At 59.3% G+C, this 13,196-nt stretch carries 15 protein-coding genes and 1 tRNA gene; 11 read left to right on the top strand and 5 right to left on the bottom strand.

Going from position 1 to position 13,196, the window contains the following annotated elements; all coding sequences use genetic code 11:
• Nucleotides 1-110 precede the first annotated feature (110 nt).
• Nucleotides 111-635: an outer membrane protein assembly factor BamE gene (locus ACSQ3J_RS00725; RefSeq protein WP_060502234.1), complete on the bottom strand. Its 525-nt coding sequence runs from the start codon at nucleotides 633-635 to the stop codon at nucleotides 111-113.
• Between the two features lie 131 nt (nucleotides 636-766).
• Here ACSQ3J_RS00725 and ACSQ3J_RS00720 point away from each other — a divergent pair, with 131 nt between their 5' ends.
• The 10 genes from ACSQ3J_RS00720 (at nucleotide 767) to ACSQ3J_RS00675 (ending at nucleotide 7,837) form a co-directional block, all read left to right on the top strand.
• Nucleotides 767-1,306, top strand: coding sequence for a ubiquinol-cytochrome C chaperone family protein (locus tag ACSQ3J_RS00720; protein WP_060502233.1), 540 nt, complete (start codon nucleotides 767-769; stop codon nucleotides 1,304-1,306).
• 87 nt (nucleotides 1,307-1,393) lie between these two features.
• On the top strand, nucleotides 1,394-1,945 hold the full coding sequence (locus ACSQ3J_RS00715; RefSeq protein ID WP_060502232.1) for a YceD family protein: 552 nt from the start codon (nucleotides 1,394-1,396) through the stop codon (nucleotides 1,943-1,945).
• Nucleotides 1,946-2,147: 202 nt separating this feature from the next.
• A complete protein-coding gene (gene plsX / locus ACSQ3J_RS00710) occupies nucleotides 2,148-3,206 on the top strand; it encodes a phosphate acyltransferase PlsX (protein ID WP_082511968.1) in 1,059 nt (352 codons plus the stop codon).
• Between the two features lie 5 nt (nucleotides 3,207-3,211).
• Nucleotides 3,212-4,183: a beta-ketoacyl-ACP synthase III gene (locus ACSQ3J_RS00705; RefSeq protein ID WP_060502176.1), complete on the top strand. Its 972-nt coding sequence runs from the start codon at nucleotides 3,212-3,214 to the stop codon at nucleotides 4,181-4,183.
• A 94-nt stretch (nucleotides 4,184-4,277) separates the two neighbouring features.
• A complete protein-coding gene (locus ACSQ3J_RS00700) occupies nucleotides 4,278-4,616 on the top strand; it encodes an integration host factor subunit alpha (protein WP_037107559.1) in 339 nt (112 codons plus the stop codon).
• Nucleotides 4,617-4,771: 155 nt separating this feature from the next.
• A complete protein-coding gene (locus ACSQ3J_RS00695; protein ID WP_060502175.1) occupies nucleotides 4,772-5,305 on the top strand; it encodes a MerR family transcriptional regulator in 534 nt (177 codons plus the stop codon).
• Nucleotides 5,306-5,400: 95 nt separating this feature from the next.
• The gene (locus ACSQ3J_RS00690) at nucleotides 5,401-5,646 is read left to right on the top strand and encodes a DUF982 domain-containing protein (RefSeq protein ID WP_060502174.1); all 246 of its coding nucleotides are present in this window, start codon (nucleotides 5,401-5,403) and stop codon (nucleotides 5,644-5,646) included.
• A 122-nt stretch (nucleotides 5,647-5,768) separates the two neighbouring features.
• Entirely contained in the window at nucleotides 5,769-6,119 is a 351-nt protein-coding gene (locus tag ACSQ3J_RS00685) for a hypothetical protein (RefSeq protein ID WP_060502173.1), read from the top strand.
• Nucleotides 6,120-6,124: 5 nt separating this feature from the next.
• On the top strand, nucleotides 6,125-6,391 hold the full coding sequence (locus tag ACSQ3J_RS00680) for a hypothetical protein (protein WP_060502231.1): 267 nt from the start codon (nucleotides 6,125-6,127) through the stop codon (nucleotides 6,389-6,391).
• Nucleotides 6,392-6,538: 147 nt separating this feature from the next.
• Nucleotides 6,539-7,837, top strand: a complete 1,299-nt coding sequence (locus ACSQ3J_RS00675; RefSeq protein ID WP_060502172.1) for a calcium-binding protein — start codon at nucleotides 6,539-6,541, stop codon at nucleotides 7,835-7,837.
• 188 nt (nucleotides 7,838-8,025) lie between these two features.
• Here the strand turns inward: ACSQ3J_RS00675 and ACSQ3J_RS00670 are convergent.
• Nucleotides 8,026-8,102 (bottom strand) — tRNA-Pro (locus ACSQ3J_RS00670).
• 205 nt (nucleotides 8,103-8,307) lie between these two features.
• Here ACSQ3J_RS00670 and ACSQ3J_RS00665 point away from each other — a divergent pair.
• Nucleotides 8,308-8,985, top strand: coding sequence for a hypothetical protein (locus ACSQ3J_RS00665; RefSeq protein ID WP_060502171.1), 678 nt, complete (start codon nucleotides 8,308-8,310; stop codon nucleotides 8,983-8,985).
• A gap of 111 nt (nucleotides 8,986-9,096) precedes the next feature.
• Here ACSQ3J_RS00665 and ACSQ3J_RS00660 read toward each other — a convergent pair whose 3' ends face one another.
• The 3 genes from ACSQ3J_RS00660 to ACSQ3J_RS00650 all read right to left on the bottom strand — a co-directional run bounded on the left by ACSQ3J_RS00660 (nucleotide 9,097) and on the right by ACSQ3J_RS00650 (nucleotide 13,159).
• Nucleotides 9,097-10,263 carry a glycosyltransferase family 4 protein gene (locus ACSQ3J_RS00660; protein WP_060502170.1) on the bottom strand — a complete coding sequence of 389 codons (1,167 nt, stop codon included), beginning with the start codon at nucleotides 10,261-10,263 and terminating at the stop codon, nucleotides 9,097-9,099.
• Nucleotides 10,264-10,328: 65 nt separating this feature from the next.
• Nucleotides 10,329-11,555 carry an O-antigen ligase family protein gene (locus tag ACSQ3J_RS00655; RefSeq protein ID WP_060502230.1) on the bottom strand — a complete coding sequence of 409 codons (1,227 nt, stop codon included), beginning with the start codon at nucleotides 11,553-11,555 and terminating at the stop codon, nucleotides 10,329-10,331.
• A gap of 41 nt (nucleotides 11,556-11,596) precedes the next feature.
• A complete protein-coding gene (locus ACSQ3J_RS00650; RefSeq protein ID WP_060502169.1) occupies nucleotides 11,597-13,159 on the bottom strand; it encodes an undecaprenyl-phosphate glucose phosphotransferase in 1,563 nt (520 codons plus the stop codon).
• Between the last annotated feature and the right edge of the window lie 37 nt (nucleotides 13,160-13,196).

Here is a 13,196-nt window from a genome sequence, read left to right as displayed (position 1 = left end):
GCAGGTCCGCAGCGCCGCCAGGGCGTTGCGGACAGGCGATTGGCAGACAAGAAAAAACCACCGGTGCGTGCAGCGCCGGCGGTTTTTTTATCAGGGCGTGATCATGGAGATCAGCGGTTGTTGCTGTTACCCAGCACCGATTTCGCCATGCTCTTGCCGATGCCATTACCGGAGAGCAGCTGACCGAGGAAGGTCATCTCCTTGCCGCCGGTCGGCGTGGTGCGGGAAATCATGTCGAAGACCTTGCCGTCCTGCAGCGTGTAATGCGCCAGCTGCGAAACGACGCCGTCCTTGTCGAAATAGACGGCGAGCACGCTCTGCTCCACCACCTTTGCCTTCATGAAGGCGACAGGGCGCTGACGCTTCTGGGAAATGTAGTAGAACACTTCATTGTCGAAGGTGGCCGTCGTCGATGGCGTTCCCAACGACAAAAGCACCTGCTCGCGGCTGGAGCCGACCGGCGCCAGCGCCAGTGTCTCCTGATCAACGACATAGCCCTGGTTGATGGTTTCGCTGGTGTTCAGCATATCGGCCGTCTTGCAGCCGGAAAGGGTGGTTACGCAAATTGCCAATGTAAAAGCGACGTTATTCAGAAATTTCATGTCTGATCTGAGATACCGTTTCGTCAACGACATCTCCCCCAAGGTAACGCTGGCAGATGCGCCATTGCATTTCGTGCCTGCTTCGGTAAACCAGCTTCCGCAATCATGCAACAGCAGGATGCGCAGGCCAGCGCATTTTGAAGCAGGCAAACTTGGGCTTTATGATGATATTTGGACTGTTCGGGAAAAAAAATGGCAATGCGGCCATTGTTAAGCGCCAATATGCGCTTCTGACCGCCGCCGCCCGGCGTCCATATCTGTATACCGACCTCGACGTGCCGGACACGGTTATGGGCCGTTTCGAGATGCTGTCGGCATCGCTGATCCTCTATTTCCGCCGCACCCGCAGTTCTAAGCGTGCCGGCCAGGAGATCGCCCAGGAAATCATCGATGCGTTCTTCGAGGACGTCGATCATTCGATCCGTGAACTCGGCGTTGGCGATGTCGGCGTGCCCAAGCGGATGAAGAAGTTCGCCTCGATGTTCTATGGCCGGCTAGAAAGTTACGCGGCAGCGCTTGAGCGCCGGGACCGTGACGAACTCGCTGCGGCATTGAAGCGCAATTTCCATCCGCAGACGGACGATCAAGCGCTGTCGATGCTCGGATTGGCCGACTATCTGTTGGCTGCAGAGGCCCAGCTTGCGCTGGAGGCCGAGGATGTCGTAGAAACCGGCCGGATCGACCTGCCGCAAGCGGCCACCTGATATCCGTCCAAGACGATGCGGGGGTAGCGCCGTATAATGGCCGGCAGCACTATCTTGGGCGGTACCGCCGCCCGAAAGGACCAGACGATGAACCACGACGAAAAACCCGCATTTTCCTATCCGGTCAAGGTCGGCAATATTTCCGCCAATGCAGTGACGGTTCGTCTCGCAGCGAGCGAAGCCGAGTGCGAGGCACTGCGCGAACTGTGGGATGTTCTGGAAGTACAGTCGCTCACAGCTGAGCTGCAGATCGCGCGCTGGAAAAAGGATGGCGTCAAGGTCAAGGGCCGTGTGGAGGCGAGGATCGTTCAGGCCTGCGTCGTGACGCTGGAGCCGGTAGAAGCATTGATCGATGAACCCATAGAAGCGATTTTCGTGCCTGAAGGGTCGCGGCTGGCGCGGATCGCCGCCAATGACAGCGGCGAGATGATTCTCGATCCGGAAGGCCCCGATCTTCCCGACATGTTTACCGGTGACACCATCGATGTCGGTCTGGCCGTTACGGAACACGCTGCACTTGCTATCGACCCCTATCCGCGCAAGCAGGGCGCGAGCTTCGGCGAGCGGATCGAAAGCAGCGAAAAAGATGATGTCCGTCCAAATCCCTTTGCGGCCCTCAAGGATTGGAAAAAGGACTGAGTGAACGGCGAGGTGTGGCACAAATCGGTTGTCACATCAGTGAAAAACGGTATTTTGGCCGAAATCCAGCCCGTTGGGCCGTTTTGCTCCGTGAGTGGGGCCGTTACGTCTCAAACGTTATGAAAACACGTGTGTCTCCATCGCCCACTGATTGCGCCGGAACGAAACATGCAGTGTGGCAGGAAAAAAGGATAGGGCACGCGTGGTCAGAATTTCTCTTGATGTGATGGGCGGCGACTTCGGTCCGCAGGTCGTCATTCCGGGCGCTGCCAAGGCGCTTGAACGGCATCCCGATATCCGTTTCGCGCTGTATGGTCTTGAAGAGCAATGTGCTCCTCTCTTGGAAAAGTATCCCAAGCTCAAGGCGAACTGCACGTTTCATGCCTCCGAACTGGCAATCGCCATGGATGAGAAGCCAAGCCAGGCGCTCAGGCGCGGGCGTGGCAAGGCAAGCATGTGGCAGGCGATCGACGCCGTCAACAAGGGCGAGGCCGATGTGGTTGTCTCCGCCGGCAATACCGGCGCGCTGATGGCGATGTCGGTATTCTGCTTGCGGATGATGCAAGGCATCCAGCGCCCGGCCATCGCAGCCATCTGGCCGACCCTGAAGGGCGAGAGCATCGTGCTGGACGTCGGTGCGACGATCGGCGCCGATGCGCAGCAGCTGATGGATTTTGCCCTGATGGGCGGCGCCATGGCGCGCGCGCTGTTTGAGGTCGAACGTCCGACGCTTGGCCTGCTCAATGTCGGCGTCGAAGAGATCAAGGGGCAGGAGCAGGTCAAGGAAGCCGGCCGATTGCTGCGCGAAGCCGGTATCGACAGCATCGATTATTTCGGCTTCGTCGAGGGTGACGATATCGGCCGTGGTACGGTCGATGTGGTGGTGACCGAAGGTTTTTCCGGCAATATCGCGCTGAAGGCTGCCGAAGGCACGGCCCGTCAGATCGCCGAATATCTGCGCGCCGCGATGTCACGCACGCTTCTGGCCAAGATCGGCTACATCCTCGCCAAGGGTGCGTTTGACCGGCTGCGCGAGAAGATGGATCCGCGAAAGGTGAACGGCGGCGTCTTCCTCGGCCTTAATGGTGTCGTGATCAAGAGTCATGGAGGAACCGACGCTGAAGGTTTCGCCGCAGCCATCGATGTCGGCTACGACATGGTCCGCAACGGGCTAAAGGCCAAGATCGAAAACGATTTGCAAAAATACCATGCCTCGCGCCCTTCCGAAGGTGCAGCGACCGGCACGGCAGACGAGGTTTGAAAAGTATGATCCGTTCTGTGGTTCGCGGTTTCGGGGCATCGCTCCCGCAGCGGGTGATGACCAATCGCGAAATCGAAGACAAGGTCGACACGTCCGACGAATGGATCGTGCAGCGCACCGGCATTCGCCAACGTTACATCGCAGGCGAGGGGGAAACCACCGCATCGCTGGGCGAGGGGGCTGCACGCGCGGCTCTCGCCAATGCCGGCCTGACGCCGGCCGATATCGATCTCATCATTGTTGCGACGTCGACGCCCGACAACACCTTTCCGGCGACCGCCGTCAATATCCAGAACCGGCTTGGCATGCACCATGGCGCAGCCTTCGACCTGCAGGCCGTCTGTTCCGGCTTCATTTTTGCCGTGACCACGGCGGACGCCTATATCCGTGGCGGGCTCGCCAAGCGGGTGCTGGTCATCGGTGCCGAGACATTCTCGCGCATTCTCGACTGGAACGACCGTACCACCTGCGTGCTGTTTGGCGACGGTGCTGGCGCGCTTGTTCTGGAAGCGCAGGAAGGCGCGGGCACGACGGCTGATCGTGGCGTCCTGACGGCGCAGCTGCGCTCGGATGGTGCCCACAAGGAAAAACTCTATGTCGACGGTGGTCCCTCGACCACCGGCACGGTCGGCCATCTGCGCATGGAGGGCCGCGAGGTCTTCAAGCATGCCGTGGGCATGATTACCGACGTGATCGAGGCTGCTTTCGAGGCGACCGGTACGACGGCCGACGATCTCGACTGGCTGGTGCCGCACCAGGCCAACCGCCGGATCATTGATGGTTCGGCCAAGAAACTTGGCATTCCGCTTGAGAAAGTGGTGGTCACGGTCGATCTCCATGGCAACACCTCGGCAGCCTCCATTCCACTGGCGCTGAGTGTCGCGGCATCGGATGGACGCATCAAAAAGGGTGATCTCGTCCTGCTCGAGGCGATGGGCGGCGGTTTCACCTGGGGGTCCGTGCTGCTGCGCTGGTAAAAAAATGTGATATGGTGCAGACGCTTGACCGGAATGGACAAGGGCAATACTCTTTCCGGGCTAATCGATAATCTAAGAAAATCGGTGGGGGAAGATGAGCGGAAAAACGGTGACACGAGCAGACCTGGCCGAATCGGTTTTTCGCAAGGTCGGTCTCTCCCGAACGGAATCGGCTGAACTGGTCGAGACGGTGATCGACGAAATCTGTAACGCCATCGTGCGGGGCGAAAGCGTCAAGCTTTCCTCCTTCGCGACGTTTCAGGTGCGTGACAAGAACGAACGCATCGGCCGCAATCCGAAAACCGGCGAAGAAGTGCCGATTTCTCCGCGCCGTGTCATGACCTTCAAGGCTTCCAACGTGCTGAAACAGCGCGTCCTCAAGGCGCATCTCCAGCGCAAGGCCAAGTTGAAACCGCAATCGCCGGCCTCCTAAATCTTACCGTCCACCATTAAAGTGGTTGAAAACACGTCCATAAGCCGTTGAATTGCGCATGATTCGTGTAATCATCAGCAATTGCTGCGATATAGGCTCGCAGCCAGAGTCGCGTGGTGCATACCGCGTATCTTCGACGCGGAGTGGGGGAAGACATGGACAAGAGCCCGGATGCGTTTCGCACCATCAGTGAAGTGGCCGACGATCTCGATTTGCCGCAGCATGTGCTGAGGTTTTGGGAAACACGGTTCCTGCAGATCAAGCCGATGAAGCGCGGCGGTGGCCGGCGCTACTACCGGCCTGAAGATGTCGATCTGCTCAAAGGCATTCGTCATCTGCTCTACGATCACGGCTATACGATCAAGGGTGTGCAGAAGCTCTTGAAGATGAACGGCAACAAGTTCGTCGCGGCGATTGCCAGCGGCGATCTGGCGACCGTCGAGGCGCTCGCAGCCGCCAATATCGAGGAGCCTGCGCAGCCCAAGCTCGGCAATCCAGATGAAGACCAGATCGTCGGCCGTGCCAAGGCGCCCGCCAGCCGCCGGTTCTTCTCGTTCGTCGGCGGTAATGACGAGGCTCCTGAAATCTCGGTGGGCAAGACATCCGTCGGCAAGGAAGACAGGGCGCTGCTGCAGGAAGCGCTCTACGACCTTTTGGAATGCAAGCGCCTGCTCGATCAGGTGCGTTGAGACTGCGGTCGGTCTTGTGTTTGCCGGCCTTTACTCTCGTGGCGCCATGCCGTTCATGGTAGGACCGCGACAGACATTCTGAGCAAGGCGAGACAATGGAAAAGCCCTGGACGAAAAGCGTGACGCTCGCCTTGGAGGGACCAGGCAAATACGTGACGATATCCAATACCACCGAAGCATCGTGGGCGATGATCGAGGACTGGCCGCTGGAAGATGCGCCGGCGCTCGACCGGGCGCTTGGTATCTGCGCCGAGGTGATCGAGGGCAAGCGCCCGGCCGAAGACGCCCGAAAAGCGTTTTTGGCCGCTGCTGCCGAAGCAGAGATTGCGGTTCAGGAGTGACCGGAGCGTAAACCTTGGCGATTGCCGGGTCTTTTGTCTGTCGTACTGGTTCGGTAAAAAGCCTCTTGGCGTCCGTTGCCTGCATCTCCATATGTCCGGGATATGATTGAGAAAAGAGCGAGATGAGCGAGACCCTTCAGGCAAAATTTCACGGCGAGATGCTGGCGCTCTACGATCATTGTGCGCGGATTGGCTTCCGGCCAGTGCTGTTTCGCCGTCTTGTCATCCTGAAAGGTGGCGTCGAGGCTGCCAGGGAGCTGGTGTTCAAGCCCGGAACGACCGGCTTGGAACGGCTGATCGAGGCCAGGAAAGCCGAATTCTCGATAGAGGCCGCGATGACACGGCCGGAATACCGCACTCTTTTTTCACCGCTCGAAATCAAGGAAGCGGCCAAGCGGCTCGAGGGCGGCGCGACGCGCGAACGTTCCAGGGGCCGCCTTACGGCCACTATCACCAACACGAAACAGGCATGATGACCATGGCGAAGAAACAGAAGCTCGAACATTCCGATTTTTCCGGCGAGTTTACCGAAGACGACATCACCGTGCTTGTCGATATCTTCCGCAAGGAGGGCAGCGCGGACGGCTGGACGATGGAAGTGATCGATCAGGACGAAGGCCTGACCGTCTGGGAAGAGCCTTTTGCCACGGACAAGGAAGCCTTCGAGGAGTTTTTGGCGACCGTCGAGCGCGATGGCATCGAGTCTTTTCTCGAAGAGCCGGAGACCGATATTTCGGTGCATTAACACCTGGCTGATGCTGTGTGCGGCGCTGGCTCGATGATGAGCGGCCAGACCGCAACACTTGGAGCGCGACCGCTTTAATTTGGTCGACTGGTCAGCGCCAAATGTATATGATGTAAATCTAATATTCATTTGGCGCTGGAGGGCGAAATGGCTGTTGTAAGCGGTGGAACCGCATTTGCGATAAAGTTCAATACGCTTCAGGTCGATAAACTCTTTGACTACGATTTTTCGACGGTATCGCCGGTGTCGGCGAAGTATTTTGATAATGCGACTAACTACACGCTGTTTAAGGGCAGCGGGTTCACGTTCGATACCACGAATGCGCCAACAGGCGGCACCGTGACATCGGTACAGTATGTCATCAACAATAGCACCGCACTGCTGATTACCGGCTTGAGCATCGCCGCGACGACGGTTCGCGACTTTGCATCGCAAAACAACACGCAAGGGCTTTTGAGCCTGGCATTGAGCGGCGCGGACACATTGAACGGCACGCGATTGGCCGACGTTCTTTCCGGCTATGCCGGTAACGATATCCTCAAGGGCGGCGGCGGCAAGGACGTGCTTGATGGCGGGACAGGCGCCGATACGGCGCTCTATACCGACAAGACTGCCGCCGTTACCGTCACCCTCAAAGGCGCCACCAACGTAAAGGTCACCGTTGGCGGCGTAGCGGAAGACAAGATCCGTAATATCGAGAATGTTACCGGCGGATCGGGCGCCGACAAATTGACCGGTGATCGCCTTGCCAATGTTTTGAATGGAGGCGCCGGTAATGATACTCTGTGGGGAGGGGGCGGTGCTGATACGCTGATCGGCGGCCGGGGTAACGATTCCCTGAATGGCAATTCCGGCTCGGATACGGTCGATTACAGCCGGGACGCCGCAAGCGGCGGGACGCGGGGCGTCATCGTCAACCTGCTCGGCACCGGGGCGCAAGGCGGGTTGTCGGCCGATACGGCAAAGGACGGGTTCGGAAACACCGACACGGTGAAAAACATACCCAACGTTATCGGAACCAAGTTCAATGACGCGATTTATGGCGGCAATCATGCCAACACGCTGTCCGGTGGTGCGGGCAACGATCTGATCAATGGTGGTCTTGGAAAGGATGTCCTGATTGGCGGCGCGGGCAACGATACATTTTTCTTCAATAGCGCGCTTGGCTCGACCAACATCGACACGATCCGCGATTTCGTCGTTGTAAACGACACCGTGCAGCTGGAGAATGCCATATTCACCGCCCTTAGCGTGACGGGCACGCTTGCCGCCACTGCCTTTCATATCGGAACCGCGGCCGCCGATGCGTCAGATCGTATCATCTACAACGCGGCGACTGGTGCACTCAGCTATGACAAGGATGGAACAGGCGTGGCGGCAGCCGTTCAGTTTGCCACCGTCGGCCATGACCTGGTGATGACCAACGCCGATTTCTTCATCGTATAGCGGGTACGCCGGCCGGCGGCGTCACAGTGTGCGCGGATTGCCCGGAAGAGCGCCGGACGGGATATCGGGTGTCCGGGATCGGTGTGGGCGCTTTGGTTCCCGAAGGGATGCCCCGCCACCTATCATTCCGTTCTTCCGGTAGCTGAAGAAATGGAAAGGCGGTGTCGACAGGGGCTTCAAGGAGAAAATGGTCGGAGCGGCGGGATTCGAACCCACGACCCCTTGACCCCCAGTCAAGTGCGCTACCGGGCTGCGCTACGCTCCGAACCGAAGAGAGCCGTATATAATCGGGACTTGGCGCGCAAGTGTTGATTTCGGAAAACGGCGTAAATCTCCGGAAAAAGCGGCACGTTTTTTGTTGTCGGGAAAATTGCGGCGAACATGCGGGACGGCGGCTGATTTTCTTGATGCTTAAAGTTTTCGGCAATCCCTTGCCGCGATAATACGCGGGCGAAAAGGGGATTCGGGTAATGGCGAAGACGGCGGTCAGAAAAGGCCAGAAGCGGCGCACAGGCCGCAAACAGGCCAAAACGAGCATGTGGCCATGGTACCTGGCCGGCGTATTGTCGGTGAGCGCGGTCCTTGCTTACGATCACCGGGCACAACTTTTGCCGATGACGGCGCCGTTTTACACGGCATCGATCGCCAAGCCGCGGCCCGTCGAAAAACAGCCCGCTGTGGAAAGGCAGGTAGAGAAATCACTACCTTCCGCAAAACCTGCGCTTGCGATGCCGGCCGTGCGGCCTGTGGAGCAGGCAGCCGTGGATGTTGCTGCGCTGAAAACTGTTGGTGAGCAGACGGCTTCTGGCCGCAAGCCTGGGACTTTCTATTTCTGCACCGAAACGCTGGAAAACTGCGTCGTCGATGGCGGCACCTTCTGGTATGGTCGGCAAAAAATTCAGATCGCCGGCATCCAGGCGCCAAAAATCAAACAGGCCAAGTGCGACGACGAGCGCAAGCTGGGCTCCCTGGCGAAAAAGCGGCTCTGGGAGCTTCTCAATGCCGGTGACATTCAGTTGGCCAACGTCTCCGGTCAGGATGCCCGGGTCATGGTCGGGCAGGGGCGTTCAATCGGCGATATGCTGGTCTCAGAGGGACTTGCACGGCGCACGTTCGGCGGCAAACAGGGCTGGTGTGCTCAAGGGTGAAATCATACCGTCCCCTGCGTGGTTGATGGGCATTTCAGCGTTTTCAATTTTTATACAGGTGCCTCATCTGCGCCTGCCGGTCTGCCCAGCCCATTGTCCCGTTGGTTTGACCTATCGTGCTGTGGCCAACCGCCGGTACACCGCTTCGGTTCTGTCGATCATCTGTCTCATCGAAAAATTCGCCATCCGGCCAATCGCTGCCTCGGTCAGTTGGCGATATCGGCCCGGATCAGCACTTTCCACCATGGCATTGGCGAGCTTGGCGGTGTCGCCGTCATTGGGCACGATCAGGCCGCTCTTGTCCTTTTCGATCGCGGTCGATGCGCCGCCGACATCGGTGGAGATGATCGGTTTTCCCGATGCGGCAGCCTCCAGCATGACATAGGACATCGCTTCATAGCGGCTCGGCATAACCAGCACGTCGAAGGCGGGGACAGCCTGCGGGCCGGTGAAGGCCGAGGTTAGGCGAATACGCTTCTGCACGCCACTTTCGGCGATGGCTGTGCGGACTTCCGGTTCAAGGTCACCGGAGCCGACCATGATCAATTCGGCGCCTGGCAACCGTGAGGCGGCATTGCGAAAGGCCTCGATTAGACGCTCGGGTGCTTTTTGATAGGACAGGCGGCCGACGAAACCGAAGACGAACGTATCTGCCGAAATGCCGAAGCTCGCCCGCACCGTGTTTGCCATGTCGAGCGGTGGCGTTGTCACGCCGTTGATGATGACCGACAGTTTTCGCGCGGGCATGCCAAGCGACAGGGCATGGGCATGCTCGTCGTCGGACACGCAGATCAGGTGGTCGGTAAACAGTTTGGCCAGGATGGTCTCTATGCCGCCGAAGATCAGCCTCCCGATCCTGCCGAGCGTCGGGTCCATGGTGCGGAAGGCATGCGGGGTGTAGACGCGCGGGGCGTGGACGCCGGGAAGGCGCAGGCGGGTCAGCGCGCCGGCCTTCGAGCTATGACCATGGACGATGTCAAAGGGCGTGCCGCCATCGATGATACGGCGCAGAGCGCGATGCGCGGCAATGTCGGACAGACCCGGAGACCGCTTCATGGCGACAGCATGCACGGCGGGCAGGGCGAGCGATTTCAATTCGCGGACGAAAGCGTCTTCTGCCCTGAGCGGCGAATAAACCGCTTCTACATGGTGGCCGCGCTCATGCAGTCCGCGGCAGAGATCGAGGAAATGGCGGCCTGATCCGCCGCCGCTCGGCTCAAGCACCTGGACGATGCGCAGGCCGTTTGCAGCACCGGGGATAAAGGGGTCGATGTTCATTCTGACAATCCGCCGCCGGTCCCGATATGGAGCCGATCCATTCCCCTCTGTGTACAGGGTTGACGTTAACGCAGCGTTGGCGACGGACCAGGACGGTGCGTTTGCCCTTTGTTCAGGCTGCGCCGGTAGCGGTATTCGAGCGCGCCGCAACCCCAGACAACACCGAGCAGCAGGAAGAAATGCCGCCAATGATCGGTATCGATGACATTGCCGATGGCGGCATGGCCGATCAGCACGATCCAGGCGATCATCAGGTAGGGCTGCCAGGGACGGTCGAGCAATAGGAACCGGAAGCCCATCGATATGGTCCAGGCTATCAGCGTGACATAGGAGACGAAGCCGAGCCAGCCATAGGAGGTTAGCGACTTCAGCCAGATATTGTGCTCGTCCTCGGGAAACATCGTGCTGAACACCATCGGGCCGATGCCGAGCGGTTTTTCCATCGACATCAGAAAGCCGAACTTGTGGCGGGCGAAGCGTCCGAGATGGCCGCCGTCATATTCCTGGACGAGCTGGGTGCGGCTGGAAAATAGGTCGGCAACCTGTGGAATCTGCAGCGCAACAACCAGAGCCACGACCATCAGCAACGCACCGCTAAGGGCAAGCACAAGGATCTTCAGCCGGAAGGCGCCTGTCCGTTCCTTCAGGAGCATGACGAGGACGAGGGCGCAGGCGCAAAACAGATAGAGCGCCCAGGCTGCACGCGAGAAGGAAAGGAAAAGCCCGAGCGCCATGATCAGGATGGCGGCGGCCCTGAGGGGGGCAGTGGTTATACGCTCCGTCAGCAGGCGGTACATCAGGTAGATCGAAGGCGCCACGAGGAAGGGGCCGAAGACATTGGGGTCCTGAAAGGCACCCTTGGCCCGGTCGTAGAGCGTAAAATTCGCAGCGCCCGGAATGGCGCCGAAATAGCCTAGAATACCGAGCAGCGAGGTGATGACGCCAGCTGCGACCCAGGCATCGAAGATCAGCTTCAGCCGCTCATGACGGGCTTCGATGATGGCGGCGTAAAACACGGAGGATAGGCAGAGGAAGCCGGACACCGCCATATACATCGGTGCCGTGGCGAGGTCGCTCATCACTGTCAGGGAGAGAATGCCTCCGGTCATAAACAGGATGAGCAAGGCCAGAAGCGGCGCAACCGAGCGCGAGATTTTCAGGCCGAAGATAAACCAGACCCCGATAAGGCCCGCCATGAAGACTTCGTAAGGCGCAGGCTCCGCGATGACGAAGCCCGACAGAAAGACGCCAAACGTTACCATGGCCGAGCCGAGCATGGCGACGGCAGCCATCTGCGGGCGAAATCCCGCGGCAGACGTGGCGGCTGGCGTGTTCAATAGGCATTTTCCGTGTTGAGAAGCCGGATCGGCGTTAGGAACAGGATCTTCAGGTCCAGCCAAAGCGACCAGTTTTCGATGTAGTAGAGGTCGAAAGCGGTGCGGAACTTGATCTTCTCATCGTTGTCGATCTCGCCGCGCCAACCATTGATCTGCGCCCAGCCGGTGACACCCGGCTTGACGCGGTGGCGGGCGAAATACCCTTCGACGACGTCGGAATAGGTGCGATCGGCGGTTTGGGCAAGAACCGCATGCGGGCGTGGGCCGACCAGCGATAGTTGACCGCGCAGCACGTTGAAGATCTGTGGCAGTTCATCGATCGAGGACTTGCGCAGGAAGCGCCCGACGCGTGTGACGCGCGGATCACCCTTGGTGACGGCATTGCGCGCCGTCGGGTCGCTCATGTTGGTATACATCGAGCGGAACTTGTAGACGTCGATCGTCTCGTTGTTGAAGCCGTGGCGCTTCTGCTTGAAGATGATCGGGCCCGGCGAGCTAAGCTTCACGGCAATTGCAGCACCGATAAACACGGGCCAGAGCAGGAGCAGCGCGACGATGCTGAAGAAAACGTCGAAGATGCGCTTGGCGACCGAATCCCAATCGGCGATCGGTTTGTCGAAAATGTCGAGCATCGGCACCTGGCCAACATGCGAATAGCTGCGCGGGCGGAAGCGCAGATTGTTGGCATGGGCTGCAAGCCGGATGTCCGCGGGCAGAATCCAGAGCTTTTTCAGGAGCTCAAGAATGCGCTTCTCTGCCGATAGCGGCAAGGCGATGATCAGGATGTCGATGCGGGTGAGACGGGCGAAATCGACCAGTTCAGCAACGGTGCCGAGCTTCGGGTAGCCTGCGATGATACCCGGCGAGCGGCGCTCGTCACGGTCGTCGAAGATGCCGCAGATGCGGATATCGTTGTCAGTCTGCTGTTCGAGCGAGCGGATCAAATCCTTGGCCGGCTGACCGCCACCGACGATGACGGCGCGGCGCTCCATAATGCCGTTACGAGCCCAGCGGCGGATGGAGAATGCGATGAAGGCGCGTTCCGCGGCCAGGAAGACGGCGCCCAGCACGTACCAGCCGCCGAAGGAGAGGCGCGAGAAAGTCTCGCCGGTCTTGAGCAGAAACAGCACCAGCGTCATGGAGGCGAAGGCCAGAGTCCAACAGCCGATCAGCCGGGGGATGGCCCGGGCGGCGGACCGGAGCGTTGGGACCTGATATCCGTCGCAAAGCTGCAGGAACATCACAGTCAGCGCCGCGCCTCCGGCAATCAGCCCGCAATAGGCGAGGATTTCCTCGCTCGGCGGTGCGACATAGAGCATGTGGATGGCGTAGCCGATGGCAAACAGTGCGGTGAATTCGAACAGCCGCATCAGGCCGATGATCATGGCGGGAGAATAGGTATCGGTGCGGAACTGCGACGCAATCCTGCGCGCCAGCGGGTTGAGTTCGCGCTTCGGTTCCTCGCCGCGTTTCTCTCCGGGCGCAATGGTCCGGATCTCCGAAATCTTCTTGCGCAATGCGTCGGTGTCGAAAGATTCCGGTTTGTCGATCTGGTTCATGATATCCGCCCGGGCCGTTGTGTCCCTTCGGGATAGC

This window comes from Rhizobium sp. LjRoot98 (genome assembly GCF_964252935.1).
Lineage (GTDB): Bacteria > Pseudomonadota > Alphaproteobacteria > Rhizobiales > Rhizobiaceae > Pararhizobium.
This window is presented reverse-complemented; position numbering and strand designations above follow the sequence as displayed.

What these genes read in the sequence shown, in the direction of transcription:
- ACSQ3J_RS00680 (WP_060502231.1), top strand. Translation starts at nt 6,125, where the DNA reads ATGGCGAAGAAACAGAAGCTCGAACATTCCGATTTTTCCGGCGAGTTT.
- ACSQ3J_RS00720 (WP_060502233.1), top strand. Translation starts at nt 767, where the DNA reads ATGATATTTGGACTGTTCGGGAAAAAAAATGGCAATGCGGCCATTGTT.
- ACSQ3J_RS00675 (WP_060502172.1), top strand. Translation starts at nt 6,539, where the DNA reads ATGGCTGTTGTAAGCGGTGGAACCGCATTTGCGATAAAGTTCAATACG.
- ACSQ3J_RS00685 (WP_060502173.1), top strand. Translation starts at nt 5,769, where the DNA reads ATGAGCGAGACCCTTCAGGCAAAATTTCACGGCGAGATGCTGGCGCTC.
- ACSQ3J_RS00665 (WP_060502171.1), top strand. Translation starts at nt 8,308, where the DNA reads ATGGCGAAGACGGCGGTCAGAAAAGGCCAGAAGCGGCGCACAGGCCGC.
- ACSQ3J_RS00660 (WP_060502170.1), bottom strand. Translation starts at nt 10,263, where the DNA reads ATGAACATCGACCCCTTTATCCCCGGTGCTGCAAACGGCCTGCGCATC.
- ACSQ3J_RS00655 (WP_060502230.1), bottom strand. Translation starts at nt 11,555, where the DNA reads ATGGCTGCCGTCGCCATGCTCGGCTCGGCCATGGTAACGTTTGGCGTC.
- ACSQ3J_RS00650 (WP_060502169.1), bottom strand. Translation starts at nt 13,159, where the DNA reads ATGAACCAGATCGACAAACCGGAATCTTTCGACACCGACGCATTGCGC.
- ACSQ3J_RS00725 (WP_060502234.1), bottom strand. Translation starts at nt 635, where the DNA reads ATGTCGTTGACGAAACGGTATCTCAGATCAGACATGAAATTTCTGAAT.
- ACSQ3J_RS00715 (WP_060502232.1), top strand. Translation starts at nt 1,394, where the DNA reads ATGAACCACGACGAAAAACCCGCATTTTCCTATCCGGTCAAGGTCGGC.
- ACSQ3J_RS00695 (WP_060502175.1), top strand. Translation starts at nt 4,772, where the DNA reads ATGGACAAGAGCCCGGATGCGTTTCGCACCATCAGTGAAGTGGCCGAC.
- ACSQ3J_RS00705 (WP_060502176.1), top strand. Translation starts at nt 3,212, where the DNA reads ATGATCCGTTCTGTGGTTCGCGGTTTCGGGGCATCGCTCCCGCAGCGG.
- ACSQ3J_RS00700 (WP_037107559.1), top strand. Translation starts at nt 4,278, where the DNA reads ATGAGCGGAAAAACGGTGACACGAGCAGACCTGGCCGAATCGGTTTTT.
- ACSQ3J_RS00690 (WP_060502174.1), top strand. Translation starts at nt 5,401, where the DNA reads ATGGAAAAGCCCTGGACGAAAAGCGTGACGCTCGCCTTGGAGGGACCA.